Here is an 18,340-nt window from a genome sequence, read left to right on the forward strand (position 1 = left end):
CTCAATTTATAGAAAGAAGATAGCATGAATTTAGTTGCCCTGGATTACTTTTATACGCTGCTGCATTTATTGATCATTGGCTTTAACCTTTTTGGCTGGGTATTTCCGGCTACCAGAAGGCTGCATTTATATGGTGTAGCCATTACTTTATCTTGTTGGTTGATTTTAGGAATCTGGTATGGAATTGGTTATTGTCCAATCACAGATTGGCAATGGCAGGTTAAGGAACAATTGGGAGAAAGAAACCTGCCAAATTCTTTTGTGAAGTACTATGGAGACCGGATGACCGGATATGACATTAACCCGGAGTTGGTAGATACCTTAACCTTGGGTGTATTTCTGATTTCGATCTCTATTTCTGTATATCTTAATTTTTTTAGAAAAAAAACATAATAGAAATTAGGGTGTATATGAACACTGTAACAGCTCTGTTACTCTGTGTTTTATGTGCTAATCATCTTTTGCACAGTTGATTATTCTTTTGTTTTCAGCTTAGAACCTAATAGAAATAGCCTCCAAATCCCTATTTTTAGAAAATTTCAGGCTAATCCCTGATTGAATATTGTTTTGCTAATGTTCCCGATTTATGAATAAAAAGCTGATTTTCCCCTTTATTTTTGTTGCCGCCATATGGAGTTCATGTTCCTCTATATACATGCCTAATGTTCCAAATACACCAATGTTGAGTGAAAAGGGGGAGCTAAGTGCAGGCGCACACATTTCACCAAAAGGAAACGCAAGTATCAATGCTGCTTATGCAGTTTCCAATCATTTTGGAGTATTATTCAGTGGTTCCTATATGAAAAATGAAAAAACCAGCAAGGATTTTCGTCATAAACTGCTCGAAATCGGAGGGGGGTATATCGATACCTTTGGAGAAGATAACAATCAGATCATCGAAATTTACGCTGGATTTGGTGGGGGAAGTGCTGATAGAAATTTCAGAGACTATGATGATCATGTTTTGATCAGCAGCTCTAAAGAAGAAGTGAGCTTTACAAAAAAATTTATTCAGGTAAACTACAGTTCTAAAAAGAATAGCTACCTGAAGCTTTTTGGAAACAGATATGCTTTGAACTATGGTACGGCCATCAGAATTAGCCATGTAGGTATGGATACTTTTCTAATTAATAATATTGGCCAGGCTAAAGAAGACAATATGTTCATTGAACCAGTTTTCTTTACCCGAATGAGGCTAAGTGATGCAGTACAGCTTCAATATACCACAAGTGGTAATTTTGGTTTACGAGACAGGAAATTTATGACTGCCGGGAATTCCATTTTTACCATTGGTGCAGTAGTCAACCTTGGAGGAAAGAAAGCGATGGTCAAATAGATAGCATCGCTTTCAAATTCCTCAATTTAGTAGTTAAGCTGCTGCCTTTTTTCAAGAAAGCCGGATAGCCTTTTAAGGTTTTTATTGCTTTAATTGCTTCATATCCCAAGGCAATACTCCGGATTTTATTCAGAAGAAAGGTATCGTCCTTAAATAAATCAGTCTCCAGTAGGAAGCCATTTCTCAGGAAATCCCGGATTAATATGGCCATCTGCTGGTTGGCATAAAGATGTAAGGGGAGTTGGAATACTTCTTTGTTTAAACGTTCATAAAGCGCATTGATCCAATCTACCTGTTCTTCATTGGTGACCACAATACGTTCATCTTGTACTTTAATGTGTTCCAAAAATAACTTGGCCGCGGGCCTATTGATTAATCCTGCATGAATGGAATCTCTGAGGGTATAATCCAGTCTGTCTGCACAAAGATCAGGCAAAGGTTGCTCCAGCAAGGGAAACTTGCCATCCAATATCTGATCCAGATGATAGCCGTGTTTTTTAAGTATATCGGGAATATCAGAGTTCATCAGTACTTCTGCAAACATTTCCTCATGATAGTTTTCCTCTTTATTTTTAAAGACATAATCGCCTACATGTGAGAATGCAGTATGGGAAAGGTCATGTAGTAATCCGGCAATTTGCTCCAGTTCAGAACCACCCAGTTTTCTAATCAGTAGCATTACCCCAGTTGAATGTTCTAACCGGGTATGGTTCAGTTCAGGATTAACGAGAAAGATGGCGCCACTTTGATGAACCCCGCCCAATCTTTTTAAAGCAGGACTAGCTAATAAATCCTCAAAAACCAGGGGTAGTTCTACATTGCCATACAATAAATCATTTACTATGATCATGTCTTTTCGAATTAAAATAAGTTTAACCATAATAGCCAGAAGGCTATTGTTGAGTCTACAAGTATACTAATAAATTTAGTTTAATGCCTATGTTTTTGGTTGGAGATTACTAATAAAAATAGATTTTAGTTTTAATATGCCTCCAGCTATCATCAGGAATAGTGGAATGGACAGTTTTTCTACTTATCTTTGGCCATTCAATCTTCTAATTTTTAATGCAACAATCTTCCGATTCTATTTATACCTTTCAATTTGGTCTGGTCTGCCTGAGCTCTTTTTTGTTTTCTGCCAGTTTCAATATGCTGATACCTGAGCTACCTGCTTATTTAACAGCCATGGGAGGCGTGGAATATAAAGGCTTTATCATAGCCTTATTTACGCTAACCGCGGGTATTTCCAGACCCTTCAGTGGAAAGTTGACAGATACTATTGGAAGAGTACCAGTAATGGCTGTAGGTTCTTTGGTCTGCTTTGTATGTGGTTTTTTATATCCAATGCTAACTACAGTTGCAGGTTTTCTGTTTTTAAGATTAATTCATGGCTTTTCTACCGGATTTAAACCTACAGCTACAGCAGCTTATGTTGCAGATATAGTGCCGGTTAGTCGCTGGGGTGAGGCAATGGGCGTACATGGTGTTTGTTTTAGCACCGGATTGGCTATTGGTCCTGCGATTGGGAGTTTAATTACCGATCATTTCGATATCAATATCCTTTTTTACTGCTCTTCACTTTTTGCCCTTTTATCGATTGTAATTCTGGCGAATATGAAAGAAACCCTTCCTGATAAAGAGAAATTCACAATCAGCCATTTAAAGATCAATAGAAAAGACATAATTGAATGGAGGGTAATTCCTTCAGTGATCATCATTTTCATGACTTATATCAGCTATGGAGCGATACTAACGGTAATTTCTGATTGGAGTGAAGCGTTGGGAACAAGTAATAAGGGGGTATTTTTTATGGTATTCACTTTAACTTCTCTTTTGATTCGTTTTGTGGCTGGAAAAGCTTCTGATCAGTACGGCAGACCTTTGATTTTAAAAGGTTCTTTAATATTACTCGCTGCTTCCACTTTATGGATAGCCCTTGCAGATTCTTCACTGATGTTAATGTCTGCCTCAGCATTGTATGGCGTAGCTACGGGAATGCTATCCCCAACCGCAACTGCATGGACCGTAGATTTAAGTGATCCGCATCATCGTGGTAAGGCAATGGCTACCATGTATATTGCATTAGAAGCTGGAATTGGACTTGGCGCATTACTGGCCGGATGGTTGTTTATCGATGATCTGGCAATGATTCCGGTTACTTTTTATGTTTGTACCGGAGTGACCCTAATGGCATTGCTGTACCTCCAATTTATCTATAAACCAACAAGTTTAAAATCAGAATAGCTAACGAAATAAACACCGCTTTTCTGGCTACCCTAAATTAATTCATTTTTTCTGTTGTTTTCTGAAAACTTATGTCAAATAAATTTATATTTTAGCCAGCTAATCAATATTTAAACCACAATGAGCGGACTTCACAAATACGATTACATCGTATTTTTCATTTACTTCATTATCGTATCTTCTTACGGTTTCTGGATCTATTACAAAAAGAAAACTGCAGCTGCAGATTCCAAAGATTACTTTCTAGCTGAGGGTTCTTTAACCTGGTGGGCCATCGGAGCTTCACTGATCGCCTCTAATATTTCAGCCGAACAAATGATTGGAATGAGCGGTTCAGGATTTAAACTTGGACTTGCTATTTCTGCCTATGAATGGATGGCCTCGGCTACGTTAATTGTTGTAGCAGTGTTTTTTATGCCAGTATACCTAAAGAATAAGATCTTTACTATGCCACAGTTTCTAAGTCAGCGTTATAATGAAAAAGTAGCGATGATTATGGCTGTATTCTGGTTGATGTTATATATTGTTGTGAATCTAATGTCTATACTCTATCTGGGAGCGCTGGCCATCAGTGGGATATCTGGACTAGACTTAACAGCTTGTATTCTTGCATTAGCTATCTTCGCTATTTTTATTACTCTGGGAGGAATGAAAGTGATTGGCTATACAGATGTAATTCAAGTATTTTTCTTAATTCTTGGAGGTTTAGTCGCAACCTACCTTGCTCTGAACCTGATTTCAGGTGGTGAAGGTATTGTAAAAGGCTTCGGTCTTTTAAGAACAGGCGCATCAGAACATTTTCATTTAATTTTCAAAAAAGACAATCCGAATTATATGGACCTTCCTGGTCTGAGTGTATTAATTGGTGGAATGTGGATTGCAAATTTAAGTTATTGGGGCTGTAATCAATACATCACACAAAGAGCACTGGGAGCTTCTCTACCAGTTGCCAGAGCTGGACTTTTGTTTGCTGCATTCCTTAAAATGCTGATGCCAGTGATCGTGGTTATACCAGGTATTGCCGTATATTTTATTGTTAAAGAGAATATGGGGGGTATTAAGGCAAGTGATTTATTAACTGCCTCAGGTGTAGAAGATCCAAATAAGGCATATCCTGCATTATTAGGTCTATTGCCAATCGGATTAAAAGGATTGTCATTTGCAGCATTAACTGCGGCTATTGTAGCCTCACTAGCTGGAAAAGCGAATAGTATTGCAACGATCTTTACCTTAGATATTTATAAGAAAGCATTTAATCCGAATGCAGGCGAACGTACCATGGTGAATGTAGGTAAAATCACTGTAGTGGTTTCTATGTTGATGGCAGTAGTTTTATCGCTAATTGTAGGTGATGCCTTAATGGGAGAAGGAAAGCAAGGTTTCCAATATATTCAGGAATATACAGGCTTCGTTTCTCCTGGTATTTTCGCCATGTTTATTCTTGGATTCTTTTGGAAGAAAACCACTTCAAATGCGGCTTTGTTTGCTACAATAGGAGGTTTCATCGTATCTGTAATCCTTAAATTCTTGCCGGGATTTGTTGACCTATCTTCTCTACATGAATATGGATGGGCAATTGCCAATTCAAGCGGTGTATTTGAGATTCCATTTATGGACAGAATGCTGATTGTTTTTGCAATTTGTATTCTTGGAATGTACCTGATTAGTATTTATGAAGGTAAGAAAGGCATAGTGACCAAAGGACTAGAGATTGATGCCAAAATGTTTAGAGTGTCCACTTCATTTGCAATTGGTTCTTTAATCATCTTTGCGATGTTGGTGGCTTTATATGCTGCATTCTGGTAGAAAATGATAATTATCCTATAAAAAAAAACGGCTTCTAAATATAGAAGCCGTTTTTTTTTAGGACAATATAGCGCTATTACACCAGATTATATTTTGGTTCCCATCGCTCAATTTGCTGGCCGTATAATGCTTTATTGGCCAGATGTACACAGAAAGCTGTGGTAGCACCTGTAATTACATTGGAGTCTGGCTGTTTTTTTTCCAGGATAGATTTATGAAAATCCTTTAAGGAGTAATAAGTGCCATCCTTAGCCGGAAGATCTGTTTTAATTGGAATACCACCATTCTTATCCCAGACGATTTTAGTCGCACCTGTTACACCATCAACAGTTTCAAGTTCTTTCTTAAGGCTCTTTTCAGGATAAAAAATCGCATCATTGACTAACAATGAAATCGTGCCTTTTGTGCCTTTTAGTTTAAATAAATAACCATCTCTTTCATTTCCAAGCGTAGTACCGAAATTGCCAATCATGTCATCATACCGAAACATTACCTGGACATTATCATAGGTTTCCCTGCCGTCTTTATAAGTGTCAATACCTCCAGTGGCCATAATTTCTTTTGGATGGGTATGAAAAGCCCAGTTGATGAAATCCATTTGATGTGATAACAATTCGGCCATCAATCCACCAGAATACTCTTTGTACATCCTCCAGTTCACTTTTCGCTCAAATGAAGGATCAGCTATTGGTCGCCTCCAGTTGTTGTTCCTGTCCCAGCGACTTTCAATTTGAGTTACTTTTCCTAAATACCCATTGTCGATCATTTCCTTAACCTTATAATAAATAGGAGCATAACGGTATTGATGGCCTACCTGAAGTGTTTGTTTAGGGTGCTTTTTCACTAATTCTACCAAAGCAAATGCTTCAGGAATATCATAAGTCATGGTTTTTTCCAGATAAACATGCTTACCTGCCTTTAATGCCGCAGAGGCAATAGGGAAATGCATATTCAATGGAGTAGAGATGAAAACTGCAGTGATCTGAGGATCATCAAGTAAAGCCCGATAATCAGCATAGGTTTTAACTCCTACAGCCCCAGGTTGCTGTAAAGTTTCCTTGATTCGAAAATCCAGCACATCTGCAATGGCCACAAGTTCAAATTCATCCGGTAATTGTTTGGCGATGTGAATTAAACCTTTGCCACGGTCTCCACACCCAATTACACCTATTTTAATTCTATTTTCGACTGCTTTTGGTTCATAACCGAGAAAGCTATCTGTAGCAAGGAGTTCCGACGGTAATAATAAGCCGCCAGCTAGAATACTACTATTTTGTATAAATTTCCTTCTTAGCATCATTAATATTTAAAGGGCTTTCCATCTACCATTACTTCTTGTTTTACCTCATCGAATATGGCCTTCTTACCTGTTCTGGCTGCTGCATTCGTCATAATATTTGCAATAGAATGGTAATAGCCAGCTTCTACTGGAGCATTGGTTTCTTGTCTGCTGCGGATACACTCCATCCAGTTTCTCATATGCGCTGAAGTTAGTTTATCTCCACCTGTATTCGCAGAGGCTGCTACTTTTTCAACCATATCTGTCAGCTTTAATTCTGGCAATAGATTTGGCTGCATATGCATGGCACTTGCAGCACCCGCTTTTAAGCCACCTTTAGGGGAAACCATATTGGTGTTTAGGTTCAGTTCGCCACCATTTGCGTAATAGATTTCTGCAGGATTTTCATCACCATTATGCATTCTGGAGGTAAATACCACTTGAAAACCTTTCTCTGGATGGTTATCCGGCCCATAATCAAACACGGCAGTGGTGGTGTCCCAGTTTCTGCGCCCATCGTTCCATTGGTAAATGCCACCATTGGCGACTACACTACGTGGATGTTTTAAGCCGGTAAACCAATGAACGGTATCAATTTGGTGAGACATCCATTGACCAGGCATACCGGAGGAATAAGGCCAGAATAGACGATATTCCAGGTATTTTCTAGGATCCCATTCCTCAAAGGGACGGTTGATGAGGAACCGTTTCCAATCCGTATCTTCCTGCTTTAGTTTGGCTACCAGATCAGGTCTGCGCCATCTTCCGGGTTGATTGACATTCCAGCTTAGCTCCACCATGGTGATGTCGCCAAACTTACCTTCTCCAATAAATTTTGAAGCGGCTTTATAATTTCCACCACTTCTCCTTTGAGAACCAATCTGAACGACCTGCTTTGATCCTTTGACTGCTTTTAAGGCCGCTCTGGCATCTTCCATTGTTTCGGCGAAAGGTTTCTCACAATACACATCGCATTTTGCTTTAATGGCTTCTATGGTGTGTACAGCATGTTGGAAATCCGCTGTGCTAACAATTACCGCATCAATATCTTTTAAATTGTATAATTCTTCATTATTCCGACAAGCCGAAATGTCATGACCAAATTTGGATTTCAACAGCTCCTGACCTAAACCTCTACGGTAGTTCCATAAATCAGAAACCGCTACAATGTCGAAATTGAGTTCTTTATGATGATTTAGGAAACTTGGTAGGAGAGAACCTGCAAAGCGATCGGAAAAACCAACTACACCAACCCTTACACGATCGTTGGCACCAATAATGTTTCCATAACTTTTTGCAGTTAAACCCATAGTCCCCATATAGGTTCCTGCAGCTGCAATTGCAGACTGTTTGATGAATTTTCTTCTTGAAGATAACATAATAACAAGGGATTATAGTTGTTTCAACTTGATGCTTCTGAAAGAAACCTGGTCGCCATGATCCTGTAATAGGATATGACCCTTAGGTGCCATTCCGAAATCTTTCCAATTCTTGTATTTACTATCAGCTACCAAGGCCAGAAATTCTGCCGATCCCCTGGTATACTCCAGAATTTTGTAACCGTTCAACCAATATTCGATTTTGTTATCTGGAAATACACGAATCAGGCCTCTGTTCCACTCACCAATACTGCGTTGGGCATTTGGAATCTTTTTACTGGTCATGAGGTCATACAAAGAGCCTAAAGTACGGTTGCCATCTTTTCCTAGTTTTGCATCAGGATGTCTGGCATCGTCAAGGATCTGATATTCAGGACCGATTGCAGAGCCTTTATTGCCTTCGCTGAGCGTTACAAAATACTTTACACCACTATTTGCGCCTTCAGAAAGTTTGAAGTCGAACTTTAGTTCAAAAGCAGCATACTGTTTTTCAGTTACAATATCACCACCATTGGTAGACTCGGCGCCATTCGATTTTTGAACGCTTAATTCTCCGTTTTCTATATCCCATCCGCTTTTTGGAAATCCAGCTTTATAAGCACCTCTCCATCCTTTACTGGTTTTACCATCCCATAACAAGGAATAACCTTCTGCTTTCTCTTGAGGGGAAAGGTCATTTGGTACCAGGTTGACTACAAAAATCTCATCTTTCTTTGATGGCTTTAGGTTTTCCGTCTGAATTCGGATATTTCGCCAGCGGATTTGTTTTCCCGGAGTGTCATTTTTACCAATCCCATGTACCTGTAGAGCAATGAAACCAGAAGGTGTCATTGCATCCACCACATTGGCAGCAGGAACTCCATTCACCCAGGTGCGAATAGAATTACCAATACATTCTACCCGATATTTATTCCATTGCTGATTTTTAAAGGCCATTTTTCCTTTGGGATTGATGTCCATTGGATATAACCATCCTCTTCTGGATTCATCATAAAGTCCACCGCTAAATTTCCTGTCTGATGGGTCGATTTCCACCTGATAACCATGAACACGACCATTTTGGTACTCCGGCTTGCTTTCACTTCTGATCTGTACCCCTGAATTCATCGAATCATCTACGAATAGTTCTAATTCCATAATGAAATCTCCGTAATTTTTTTCCGTGCTTAGGAAGGAATTGGGTTGATTGGATACTGTAGTACCTACAATCTCACCATTTACCACTTCATATTTTGCTTTTCCATTAAGTTGTTTCCAGCCTTGAAGGTCTTTGCCATTAAATAGGTCATGCCATTTTTGAGTCTGTGCCTGTAGTCCGGTTGGGTTTCCTGCCCATAGCAAGGCAGCTAAAAGTAGAATTGGTTTAGTTTTCATTTGTATGGTTTTGGTATGATTATGTGTTGAAATTGTATATAATTCTTATTGTTTATACTTAAAGCGTTGTTTTACTGAATTGTAAAGCCTGTTGATTTAAACTCTGTGTAGTAGGTTTTTCTGTTGAGCTGATCAATATCCGATAGCGGAAGGTGACCGATTGGCCAGGAGATAGGCTGAGGTTTAAATTTTCCTTTCCATTACTAAATACCTGCTGACCTAATGGGTTTGCTGCAAATAAGCCATAATCCCTGGCATGCCAATAGGTAGGATATCCAGGATTTTTTGGGTGATCAATTATAGCAATAGAGACATCCTGCTGGTCTTTTACACCAGCAAGTAAGCACCAGTTGGCTCGTGTTCCCCAGGCATCGTTGCCCTTTTTACCAGCACTGGTCAGATAATCGCCATTAGCGCCGTTTCCTGACGCAGAAACTTTAGTACGGTTGCCCTGACTGTCGGTAAATTCTGCGGTTTGGTTGGAAGGCATTTCCAATTCTTTGGTTACCCGGAGGGCAATCATTCCATCTTTTACATCCTTAAATTTTACGGTGTCTTTAACAGCGGTAAGTCTGGTAATTCGGTCTATCGTTCTTGTGTTTTTTGTACCCGAAATTATGAATGTTGTTTTTTCCTGTAAAAGTACATGTCGGTCTTGTCTTTCCCAGTTTGCGGTATAACTTAGCTCTCCTTTTTGAGAACCTGAGGTATAGCCAGTAACTTTAATTCCTCTTATCCAACCGTACTTATTTTTCTTTGCCTTCGGAATGTTGTAGGAATTGTTCCAAAAGTCGAGGCCGTTTACACTTTCATAGTTGAGCCACAAGCCCACATGATGAGGGTGGTCAGTACGTTCCTGATCTCTGGTCTGTAGTGGGAATCCACGGGTCAGGGTGAGTCCGCTTGCAGTTTGTAAAGGATAGAGAATAGGCTTTTCTAGACTATCCGGATAGATGAAGCTGCTGAAAAATTTTCCGTCCACATTGATGTTTATCTGTTTTCCATTTTTATGCGGCTGGAAACTTACGCGCCTGGACTGCGCATTTATTTGAAGGCTTAGCCCACAAAGGGTAAGGATCAGATATTTAGTCATACTTGGTTAGGTTTTTTACAGAATCAAACTGAAAAACAGTCAGTCCCTGCTTAGCTAAGATACTTTTCTTCTTGCACAACCCAATTAAAGAAAGACTTAATCCCATATAAAATTTACGAAAACGATGGAGTAAATCATATAGATTTCCTCAATTTGACTTATCATTGCAAAACAAAATTCGCATTTACACATAGTGAGTAGCTCATATGAAAAGGAAAGGTTTTATCTCTTTGATGCTGACTGCAGGATTTACAGTCCCAAGCTACTTTTCATTAGGAAATTCCTTAAACCTGTTTCCTGTTGCTCCGGTAATTATTCCAGCCTATCTAAAAACAGGTGATACCATTGGAATCACGAGTCCGGCGGGCTTTATGACCAGCGCAGAGCTTTTGCCTGCAATAGCCATGATAGAAAGTTGGGGTTTTAAAGTTAAAGTTGGGAAAACCATCGATAGAAGAGATTTCTGTATGGGTGGAACAGATCAGGAGCGTGCTGTTGACCTTCAGGAAATGTTAGATAATCCGGAAATTAAGGCCATCATGTGTGCAAGGGGTGGATATGGATTGGTCAGGATTATTGATCAATTAAATTTTACTAATTTTCAGCTCAATCCCAAATGGATCATAGGTTTTAGCGATGTTACCGTTTTACATTGTCATTTGAATCGCCAATATGGCATTGCCAGCATTCATTCTAAAATGTGTAATTCCTTTCCTGCTGATCCTGCTTTGGCAGATGCCGTTCAGTTGGAAACGATTCTATCGATAAAAAAACTGCTTAAAGGAGAATATCTCCAATACCAGGGACCTATGCTTAGTATCAACAAGCTAGGTAAAGCCAGAGGAATGTTAATTGGTGGGAACCTGAGTATTATTGAAACTATGGCCGGTACAAAATCAGACCTCAATACCGAGGGTAAAATCCTGTTTGTGGAAGATACCGGCGAATATCTTTACCGACTGGATAGGATGTTCTGGAACCTTAAAAGAACGGGAAAGCTGGATCGTTTAGCAGGCTTGATTATTGGTGGATTCAAGGTGAAACCGGATGATCCAGGCGAAGAATTTGGAAAAACAGTTTATGATATTGTACTTGAAAAAGTTAAAGATTATGGATACCCTGTAGCTTTTGATTTTCCAATTGGGCATCAAAAAAATAATTTTGCCTTAAAATGTGGAGTAATACATAGTTTAGATGTGGGGGAAAAGGGAAGCCGACTTTCTCCGGCTTAAGGTTTTCGTTTTTTACTAAACCAGGATTTTACTTTATTAAATACTGAAAGAACTTTCTCCCTCGGTTTTTTTGTGTATTTTTTTGCAATATATCCTGGAGAATGCTGATGAAGATAAATTTTTATACCTTGTTTTAGTTTTTCCTGATATTGCTCCTGGACATACAATAATTCAGCTTGTTTCTTTTTTAAGTCTGCCAGACTATTAATCTCTTTGTAATTGTAGTCATTTCCCATCAAATCTCTTTTTTGTAATTCCCAACATCAAAAAATTTTGCTAGACATGCTCTACGTGGTCGGCAAAGTCGTCCTTTTCAAAAGTATTCATCAAGCGCTCTTTTAAATGAGCAATATGTTCCAATTGTCTGGTCGTTTCAGCCTCGCTCTGCTGACCAGCACTTGTTAAACCAACCGTATGGCCATTGACTTGCTTGTTTTTCCTTTCAGAAGAAAACAATAGTCCCAATGCAGCACCAGCAGCTAAACCGGCAAAAATGCCCAATATTATTTTTGTATCCTGGTTCATATTCATCATTATAATTTCATTCCTGCATTATAAACTATCAAACAGTTGATTTGTTTTTAGTTTTCCTAACTTTAGGCCATAATCATACAGAAGTAGAACTATTGAACACTATTCCCTCCATAAAATTATCCGAACTCACCCGCCAGATTCAACAGGCAATTGATGGTGTATTCGGGCAACAGACTTTTTGGATCATCGCTGATATTACCAATTACACTTATAAGCCACAGAGTAATTACCACTATTTTGAACTTGTAGAAAAAGATAAGACAACAGCAAGAATCTTGGCTAAAGTGGCTGGTAGGGCATGGGGTAATGCTTCGCTGAATATTAATAATTTTGAAAAAGCGACTGGTCAAAAGTTCAAAAATGATATTAATGTACTCGTGCAGGTGTCTGTTCAATTCAATCCCACATTTGGTTTACAGCTCAACCTGCTTGACATTGATACCAATTTTACACTTGGAAAATTTGAACAGCAGAGAAAAGAGACCCTGGAACGTTTGCTACGGGACAATCCCGGATTTATTCAAAAGGATGGAGACCGATACCTTACTCGAAACAACAGTTTGTTATTAGGTCCAGTGATCCAAAGGATTGCCGTGATTTCTTCAGATACTTCTGCAGGATTTCAGGATTTCCGACACAGTCTGGAACATAATCCTTTTGGTTATAAGTTTGAAATAGACGACTATTTCGCTTTAGTTCAGGGAGATGGTAATGCCAAACAATTCCTTGCGCAGATCATCGCCGTTTATGAGTCTAAAATGCCATATGATGCTTTGATCATCATTAGGGGTGGTGGTTCACAAACCGATTTCCTGATGTACGACAATTACGAATTGAACCGCGCGATTGCAAAATTCCCAATCCCGGTAATTACAGGTATCGGGCATCAGAAAAATGAAACTATTGCGGATTTAATGGCGCATACTTCCACGAAAACCCCTACTAAAGCAGCCGAATTTATCATTTCCCATAACCGTAATTTTGAAGATTGCTTAACCGGTCTCCAGAAAATGATCCTGATTAAGACCTATCAGATGATCAATCATCATAAAGATCGTCTTGTACAATTGAATCAATCCACCATTAATACGAGCAGGAATTTGTTACATGGGCATCATCAACATATTTTACAGCTCTCTGGCTTCATTCTGACCAATCCCCGCATCCTTATTTCCAATAAAAGAAAAGACTTGAACAATCTGGCGCAGAACATGCAATCATACAGTAGAATGTATTTTGTAAACAAAAATGGAAACATTGCCCATTTCCAATCTGTTATGAGACTAATGAGTCCGCAAAACATCCTGAACAAAGGTTTTGCAATTTTAAAGGTAAATGGAAAGATCACCAGCAATGCCGATCAGATTGATGTAGGGGAAGAATTGACCATAAGACTGGCCAATTCAGAAATCAAAACAACAGTAAAATCAAAATCAGCATACCATGAAAACGAATTTAACCTATGAGTTGGCCTATAAAGAATTGGCAGAAATCGCACAGGAAATAGAGACCGAATCTGTTTCTGTGGATGTTTTGGCAGAAAAGGTGAAACGCGCCTCAGAACTCATTGAATTCTGTCAGAACAAGTTGCGTGCAACCGAGACAGAAGTAAATAAGATCATTAAACAAATGGAACTGCAAAAGTAGTATATTAGTCAGATTCGTAAACCATTTAAGCTTAAACATTATGTCTACACAACGGAATTTTAACGCCGAACAAGAAGAAGAGTTTTTTAATAAGATTGATCAGGTTTATGATTTAACGGAGGCTTCAGACTTTGATGCCGCGGAACAATTGTTAATGGAGATCAATGGTTCAATACCTGGACCTAAGGAAAACAGCAGTGTCGGAGGGGTGGTGCTCGACAGCATTTATTCGTTTTATGAGCAAACGGGAGCTTTGGAAAAGGCCTTGCCTTTCTTCCTTGAGGAGACGGAGTATCTGAAAGAAAAGATGGCACATCAGAAGATTCATTCTACACGTCATTTCCTGACCACCGGAGCAATTTATTATGCTTTAAAGGATCTGGACAATGCTAGAGCTAATTTCCTGATCGCTTATAACAAGGAGGGCAGCAAGATTTTCATTGATGAAAACACAGACTACCTGAAAATGGCTTTAATGGATGAACCTGAGTTTATTGCTTTCAAAGAAACCTTTGTCCCAAATCAGGATGAAGAGCAAATGGAACTCACGGAACAGGAGCATGAGCTATTGGATAAATTCTGTGAAGAAGGAAATTCGGAAATGGACAAAGAGAACTATGCAGCAGCCATCGCAGCTTTTAACAAAGCTTTAGAGGTATTACCAGCACCAAAAGACAATTGGGAAGCTACAGCATGGATTTCAGCTTCAATTGGCGATGCACACTTTGCGGAGAAAAAGTACAAAGAAGCATTAGACCACCTACACCGTGCTTACCAGATTTATGGCGAAGAGGATCCAAATCCATTCGTACTCTTACGTATGGGACAAAGTTATCTGGAGTTAGGTGAAGAAAAGCATGCTACAGATTATCTGCACCATGCTTATAAATTAGAAGGTAAAGAGCTATTTGATGACGATAAGAAATACCTTAAGTTTTTAACCTCAAAAGTTAAACTCTAATTGAGGAAATACAATTTGTTTATCCCAATTAAATAACCTTATAACCAATTATTCTTTTTATACCAGCTGACCGTTTCTATTAATCCTTTTTCAAGATTATAGCGGGGCTCAAAACCCAGGTCAGCTTTTAAATGGCCGATATTACATGCCCAGTTTATGGCAGTAAGCTCGGCCATTTTTTCCTGGTTCAACGTTGGAGTATTCTTGCTCTTTGCATAGAAAATGTCCATCATTGTCGCCATGAAGCTCACTACCGGAACCGGTAAATGAAACTTAAAAGTTTTCTTATTCAATGCTTTTTTAATCGCATCTGCTAAAGCATAGCGATTATAAATCTGCCCATCAGAAACGTTATAGCTATTTCCAACAAGGGGAGAAGTAAGTGCTTTGACAATTACATCAGCCAAATCTCTCACATAAATAAAGCTAAGTTGTTGCTGAAAGCGACCAATATGAGGCTCTAATCCTTTATTAATCGTGTTAAATAAGATGAACAAATCTTTTTCTCTAGGCCCATATACCGCTGTTGGACGGATGACCGTTAAAGGAAGGTTTGGAATCTCTGCTAAATATTGCTCCGCTAGTAACTTACTGGCACCATAATTAGTAACCGGACGCCCTGGAGAATCATCCTGAATTTCAGCAGATAAATCAGTTAAGGGACCAATTGCTGCCAGACTACTTACAAATACAAACTTTTCCAGCTTAATTGCTGCCGTACTTACTGCTAAAGCCAGGTTTTTAGAAAACTCAGCATTAACCTTATTGTAAATCTCTTTGGTCTTTGCTTTGGTAATTCCTGCAGCATGAATGATGTAATGGTATTGTTGTTCTTCCAGAGCGTTTTTGAGGTGATCTACGGAACTATAATCCAGGGTAGTATATTTGATGTCAAAATCTTTTAAATGAGACTTATCAGTGCCCGGACGAACTGCTGCATGCACCTCCAATCCTGCGCCTAATGCCTTTTCTATCAAATGATAGCCCACAAACCCTGTTGCACCGGTAATTAATACCTTTTTTATCATATTGATTTTTCGAAAATCCTGTATTTTCTGTAAAGTTTACCATTGATTTGCTCAATAGCACTGTTTACCATAGTGTTATGTTCTAAAGTCCAGGATGCTTCAGCATAATCAAACTTCTTTTCCTGGAACGTTTTTATGGTCAATCCATAGAGGCAAGCTTCAATACCCATTTTACGGTAACCATCTAAAACACCCAAGGCCATGATACGTAAACCTTTAATTTTACGCTTGTACCAAAGTAGTTTGAAAATTCCAAAAGGCAATAACCGACCTCTCTTAATTTTAATCAGTGCCTGGTTGATGTCTGGTATAGATAAAGAAATTCCTACCATTTTACCATCCTGCTCTGCTACATAGATAAAGTCAGGGTCTACAATCATTTTTAAATCCTTTGCCAGATAATGAAATTCTTTATCTGTTGCCGGAACAAAACCCGTATTGTGGTCCCATGCGCCATTATATACTTCACGTACTTTCACCACCTCATTCCAGAAGTCATTCATGTTGATCTTTCTGATGATGATGTTATTGCGTTTCAAGCGCTCGCGAATGGCTTCGGTTAGTTTAAGAGAACGGTCATTGTAATCACCGGCGATAAATTTATAAGCTCTTAAGTCTACCTTTTTAGCCAATCCCGTATTTTCCAGTAGTTGCTGATAATAAGGTGCATTATAAGGCATCATTGCTACAGGTGGACCATCAAATCCTTCAATTAATAAGGCGCAAATGTCATTGGTGGAGAAGTTTACCGGACCAATCATGCTGGTCATGTTTCTTTCTTTCAACCATTTTGCCGCAGCATTAACCAATAGCTGTGCCGTTTCCTGGTCATTGATACAATCGAAAAAGCCAAAATGTCCTTCGGTTGTTTGATTGACCTTATTGTGGTTGTTATTTTGAATTCCGGCAATTCTTCCAATGATTTTATCCCCGTCATAAGCTAGAAAAAGCTGTAAAGTAGAGTGTTCATGAAAGGGATGCTTACCTGGGGTAAGCATATCCTGTTGTGCTATAAAAAGTTCCGGAACATAGTTCGAGTCATTTTTATATAAATCATGTGGAAAGTCAATGAAAGATGCCAGTTGTTTCTTGTCGTTTACAGCAACGATTTTTTTCATATTGCGATCTGAGAAGGAGTTAAATCCACTTCTTTAGCTGCAAGAGCAATTTTCTCTACTGCCTCTTCAATTTGCGCAAACGTATGAGTTGCCATCAATGAGAACCTGATTAATGACGCGTCAGACGGTACTGCCGGAGAAACTACAGGGTTTACGAAAATGCCGTTATTGCTTAGAATATTGGTGATCATAAAAGTCTTGTCGTTATCTCTGATATACACCGGAAGGATTGGGCTATCGGTATGGCCAATGTCAAATCCAGCTTCTAATAATAGTTTCTTAGCATAATTGGTATTTGCCCATAATTGGTCGATACGCTCTGGCTCAGCTTCAATAATATCTAATGCTGCGATTACACTAGCAACTGCCGATGGAGGCATACTTGCACTGAACATCAATGAGCGTGCTCTGTGTTTCACATATTCAATTGTTTCTTCATTACCCGCGATGAAACCACCAAGGGAAGCTAAAGATTTACTGAATGTGCCCATGATTAAATCTACCTGATCAGTTAAACCGAAATGGGAAGCAGTACCTGCACCATTCACACCGATTACGCCTAAACTATGGGCGTCATCCATCATAATGTTTGCACCAAATTCTTCAGCGATTTTAACAATTTCCGGTAATTTCACTAAATCACCTTCCATACTGAAAATACCGTCCGCAACTATAAGTTTAGCAGCATCTTCTGGTAAACGGCTTAATTTCTTACGTAAATCGTCCATGTCATTATGGGCGTATTTGATAGATCTTGAAAAGGATAGACGGCTACCATCAATGATAGAAGCATGGTCATATTCATCCAAAATCAAATAATCGTTTCTGTCCAATAGGCAGGAAATCACACCAAGGTTTACCTGAAATCCGGTACTGAAAAGTACTGCAGCTTCTTTGCCTACATAAGCAGCAAGTCTTCTTTCCAGTTCGATGTGAATGTCTAATGTTCCGTTCAGGAATCTTGAGCCGGCACAACCTGTACCATATTTATCAATTGCAGCTTTTGAAGCTTCCTTAATTTTTGGGTGATTGGTTAATCCCAGATAGGAGTTGGAGCCAAACATCAACACCTTCTTCCCATCAATAACCACTTCTGTATCTTGTCCTGATTCAATGGCTCGGAAATAAGGGTATAGACCTCTTTCCTTGATTGCTGTAGCGTCTTTAAAAGCGGCTATCCTATCGTGTAATTTTTTGCGCATGCTAGTACTGTATGTTTAGATCACGGAGCTTTTTGTTGATGTTTGTCGGTTTGAACGAAAAATCATTAGCTCAGTATTTAATAATTTCTCCCGTTAAATCGTTTGTT

The 18,340-nt window shown here is 39.0% G+C and carries 18 protein-coding genes; 8 read left to right on the forward strand and 10 right to left on the reverse strand.

All coding sequences use genetic code 11. The features are described 5' to 3' along the window. The first annotated feature begins 24 nt into the window (after positions 1 to 24). Both R2Q94_RS12760 and R2Q94_RS12765 read left to right on the forward strand, forming a co-directional pair. The gene (locus tag R2Q94_RS12760; protein ID WP_316821850.1) at positions 25 to 393 is read left to right on the forward strand and encodes a DUF2784 domain-containing protein; all 369 of its coding nucleotides are present in this window, start codon (positions 25 to 27) and stop codon (positions 391 to 393) included. 193 nt (positions 394 to 586) lie between these two features. Then, positions 587 to 1,336 carry a hypothetical protein gene (locus R2Q94_RS12765; RefSeq protein WP_316821851.1) on the forward strand — a complete coding sequence of 250 codons (750 nt, stop codon included), beginning with the start codon at positions 587 to 589 and terminating at the stop codon, positions 1,334 to 1,336. Here the strand turns inward: R2Q94_RS12765 and R2Q94_RS12770 are convergent. Further along, on the reverse strand, positions 1,329 to 2,186 hold the full coding sequence (locus R2Q94_RS12770) for an HD domain-containing protein (RefSeq protein WP_316821852.1): 858 nt from the start codon (positions 2,184 to 2,186) through the stop codon (positions 1,329 to 1,331). The genes R2Q94_RS12765 and R2Q94_RS12770 overlap by 8 nt on opposite strands. 215 nt (positions 2,187 to 2,401) lie before the next feature. On the opposite strand from R2Q94_RS12770, the gene R2Q94_RS12775 reads away from it, so the two are divergent. Both R2Q94_RS12775 and R2Q94_RS12780 read left to right on the forward strand, forming a co-directional pair. Next, entirely contained in the window at positions 2,402 to 3,580 is a 1,179-nt protein-coding gene (locus R2Q94_RS12775; RefSeq protein ID WP_316821853.1) for an MFS transporter, read from the forward strand. A 120-nt stretch (positions 3,581 to 3,700) separates the two neighbouring features. Continuing rightward, positions 3,701 to 5,386, forward strand: coding sequence for a sodium/sugar symporter (locus tag R2Q94_RS12780; RefSeq protein WP_316821854.1), 1,686 nt, complete (start codon positions 3,701 to 3,703; stop codon positions 5,384 to 5,386). 76 nt (positions 5,387 to 5,462) lie between these two features. On the opposite strand, the gene R2Q94_RS12785 is transcribed toward R2Q94_RS12780, so the two are convergent. Genes R2Q94_RS12785 through R2Q94_RS12800 form a run of 4 tightly spaced genes read right to left on the reverse strand, consistent with a single transcriptional unit; the run spans position 5,463 to position 10,511 of the window. After that, positions 5,463 to 6,686 (reverse strand): Gfo/Idh/MocA family oxidoreductase, encoded by a 1,224-nt coding sequence (locus tag R2Q94_RS12785; RefSeq protein ID WP_316821855.1) that lies wholly within the window; start codon positions 6,684 to 6,686, stop codon positions 5,463 to 5,465. Further along, positions 6,686 to 8,044 carry a Gfo/Idh/MocA family oxidoreductase gene (locus R2Q94_RS12790; protein ID WP_316821856.1) on the reverse strand — a complete coding sequence of 453 codons (1,359 nt, stop codon included), beginning with the start codon at positions 8,042 to 8,044 and terminating at the stop codon, positions 6,686 to 6,688. Before R2Q94_RS12790 ends, R2Q94_RS12785 begins: the two co-directional genes overlap by 1 nt. Before the next feature lie 12 nt (positions 8,045 to 8,056). Beyond that, the gene (locus R2Q94_RS12795; protein ID WP_316821857.1) at positions 8,057 to 9,418 is read right to left on the reverse strand and encodes a DUF1080 domain-containing protein; all 1,362 of its coding nucleotides are present in this window, start codon (positions 9,416 to 9,418) and stop codon (positions 8,057 to 8,059) included. Positions 9,419 to 9,476: 58 nt separating this feature from the next. Then, positions 9,477 to 10,511: a PmoA family protein gene (locus R2Q94_RS12800; protein WP_316821858.1), complete on the reverse strand. Its 1,035-nt coding sequence runs from the start codon at positions 10,509 to 10,511 to the stop codon at positions 9,477 to 9,479. A gap of 206 nt (positions 10,512 to 10,717) precedes the next feature. On the opposite strand from R2Q94_RS12800, the gene R2Q94_RS12805 reads away from it, so the two are divergent. Next, positions 10,718 to 11,743, forward strand: a complete 1,026-nt coding sequence (locus tag R2Q94_RS12805) for an LD-carboxypeptidase (protein ID WP_316821859.1) — start codon at positions 10,718 to 10,720, stop codon at positions 11,741 to 11,743. Here the strand turns inward: R2Q94_RS12805 and R2Q94_RS12810 are convergent. Both R2Q94_RS12810 and R2Q94_RS12815 read right to left on the reverse strand, forming a co-directional pair. Continuing rightward, a complete protein-coding gene (locus tag R2Q94_RS12810; RefSeq protein ID WP_316821860.1) occupies positions 11,740 to 11,979 on the reverse strand; it encodes a hypothetical protein in 240 nt (79 codons plus the stop codon). The two genes, R2Q94_RS12805 and R2Q94_RS12810, sit on opposite strands and share 4 nt — an antisense overlap. A 40-nt stretch (positions 11,980 to 12,019) precedes the next feature. Then, the gene (locus R2Q94_RS12815) at positions 12,020 to 12,268 is read right to left on the reverse strand and encodes a YtxH domain-containing protein (RefSeq protein ID WP_316821861.1); all 249 of its coding nucleotides are present in this window, start codon (positions 12,266 to 12,268) and stop codon (positions 12,020 to 12,022) included. 50 nt (positions 12,269 to 12,318) lie between these two features. Between R2Q94_RS12815 and xseA the strand changes: the two genes are divergently transcribed. The 3 genes from xseA to R2Q94_RS12830 are packed head-to-tail and all read left to right on the forward strand — an operon-like array spanning position 12,319 to position 14,885. After that, a complete protein-coding gene (gene xseA, locus R2Q94_RS12820; RefSeq protein ID WP_316821862.1) occupies positions 12,319 to 13,743 on the forward strand; it encodes an exodeoxyribonuclease VII large subunit in 1,425 nt (474 codons plus the stop codon). Further along, positions 13,721 to 13,924, forward strand: coding sequence for an exodeoxyribonuclease VII small subunit (xseB, locus tag R2Q94_RS12825; protein WP_316821863.1), 204 nt, complete (start codon positions 13,721 to 13,723; stop codon positions 13,922 to 13,924). Before xseA ends, xseB begins: the two co-directional genes overlap by 23 nt. Positions 13,925 to 13,964: 40 nt before the next feature. Further along, complete coding sequence (locus R2Q94_RS12830) at positions 13,965 to 14,885, forward strand: tetratricopeptide repeat protein (RefSeq protein WP_316821864.1); 921 nt, start codon at positions 13,965 to 13,967, stop codon at positions 14,883 to 14,885. A 38-nt stretch (positions 14,886 to 14,923) separates the two neighbouring features. Here R2Q94_RS12830 and R2Q94_RS12835 read toward each other — a convergent pair whose 3' ends face one another. The 3 genes from R2Q94_RS12835 to spt are packed head-to-tail and all read right to left on the reverse strand — an operon-like array spanning position 14,924 to position 18,233. Next, a complete protein-coding gene (locus tag R2Q94_RS12835; protein WP_316821865.1) occupies positions 14,924 to 15,913 on the reverse strand; it encodes an NAD(P)-dependent oxidoreductase in 990 nt (329 codons plus the stop codon). Continuing rightward, positions 15,910 to 17,031, reverse strand: coding sequence for a hypothetical protein (locus R2Q94_RS12840; protein WP_316821866.1), 1,122 nt, complete (start codon positions 17,029 to 17,031; stop codon positions 15,910 to 15,912). The genes R2Q94_RS12835 and R2Q94_RS12840 overlap by 4 nt, the downstream gene beginning before the upstream one ends. Continuing rightward, positions 17,028 to 18,233, reverse strand: coding sequence for a serine palmitoyltransferase (spt, locus tag R2Q94_RS12845; protein ID WP_316821867.1), 1,206 nt, complete (start codon positions 18,231 to 18,233; stop codon positions 17,028 to 17,030). The genes R2Q94_RS12840 and spt overlap by 4 nt, the downstream gene beginning before the upstream one ends. Between the last annotated feature and the right edge of the window lie 107 nt (positions 18,234 to 18,340).

The sequence above is a fragment of the Pedobacter gandavensis genome (genome assembly GCF_032678465.1).
Lineage (GTDB): Bacteria > Bacteroidota > Bacteroidia > Sphingobacteriales > Sphingobacteriaceae > Pedobacter > Pedobacter gandavensis_B.

What these genes read in the sequence shown, in the direction of transcription:
- R2Q94_RS12760 (WP_316821850.1), top strand. Translation starts at nt 25, where the DNA reads ATGAATTTAGTTGCCCTGGATTACTTTTATACGCTGCTGCATTTATTG.
- R2Q94_RS12765 (WP_316821851.1), top strand. Translation starts at nt 587, where the DNA reads ATGAATAAAAAGCTGATTTTCCCCTTTATTTTTGTTGCCGCCATATGG.
- R2Q94_RS12770 (WP_316821852.1), bottom strand. Translation starts at nt 2,186, where the DNA reads ATGATCATAGTAAATGATTTATTGTATGGCAATGTAGAACTACCCCTG.
- R2Q94_RS12775 (WP_316821853.1), top strand. Translation starts at nt 2,402, where the DNA reads ATGCAACAATCTTCCGATTCTATTTATACCTTTCAATTTGGTCTGGTC.
- R2Q94_RS12780 (WP_316821854.1), top strand. Translation starts at nt 3,701, where the DNA reads ATGAGCGGACTTCACAAATACGATTACATCGTATTTTTCATTTACTTC.
- R2Q94_RS12785 (WP_316821855.1), bottom strand. Translation starts at nt 6,686, where the DNA reads ATGATGCTAAGAAGGAAATTTATACAAAATAGTAGTATTCTAGCTGGC.
- R2Q94_RS12790 (WP_316821856.1), bottom strand. Translation starts at nt 8,044, where the DNA reads ATGTTATCTTCAAGAAGAAAATTCATCAAACAGTCTGCAATTGCAGCT.
- R2Q94_RS12795 (WP_316821857.1), bottom strand. Translation starts at nt 9,418, where the DNA reads ATGAAAACTAAACCAATTCTACTTTTAGCTGCCTTGCTATGGGCAGGA.
- R2Q94_RS12800 (WP_316821858.1), bottom strand. Translation starts at nt 10,511, where the DNA reads ATGACTAAATATCTGATCCTTACCCTTTGTGGGCTAAGCCTTCAAATA.
- R2Q94_RS12805 (WP_316821859.1), top strand. Translation starts at nt 10,718, where the DNA reads ATGAAAAGGAAAGGTTTTATCTCTTTGATGCTGACTGCAGGATTTACA.
- R2Q94_RS12810 (WP_316821860.1), bottom strand. Translation starts at nt 11,979, where the DNA reads ATGGGAAATGACTACAATTACAAAGAGATTAATAGTCTGGCAGACTTA.
- R2Q94_RS12815 (WP_316821861.1), bottom strand. Translation starts at nt 12,268, where the DNA reads ATGAACCAGGATACAAAAATAATATTGGGCATTTTTGCCGGTTTAGCT.
- xseB (WP_316821863.1), top strand. Translation starts at nt 13,721, where the DNA reads ATGAAAACGAATTTAACCTATGAGTTGGCCTATAAAGAATTGGCAGAA.
- R2Q94_RS12830 (WP_316821864.1), top strand. Translation starts at nt 13,965, where the DNA reads ATGTCTACACAACGGAATTTTAACGCCGAACAAGAAGAAGAGTTTTTT.
- R2Q94_RS12835 (WP_316821865.1), bottom strand. Translation starts at nt 15,913, where the DNA reads ATGATAAAAAAGGTATTAATTACCGGTGCAACAGGGTTTGTGGGCTAT.
- R2Q94_RS12840 (WP_316821866.1), bottom strand. Translation starts at nt 17,031, where the DNA reads ATGAAAAAAATCGTTGCTGTAAACGACAAGAAACAACTGGCATCTTTC.
- spt (WP_316821867.1), bottom strand. Translation starts at nt 18,233, where the DNA reads ATGCGCAAAAAATTACACGATAGGATAGCCGCTTTTAAAGACGCTACA.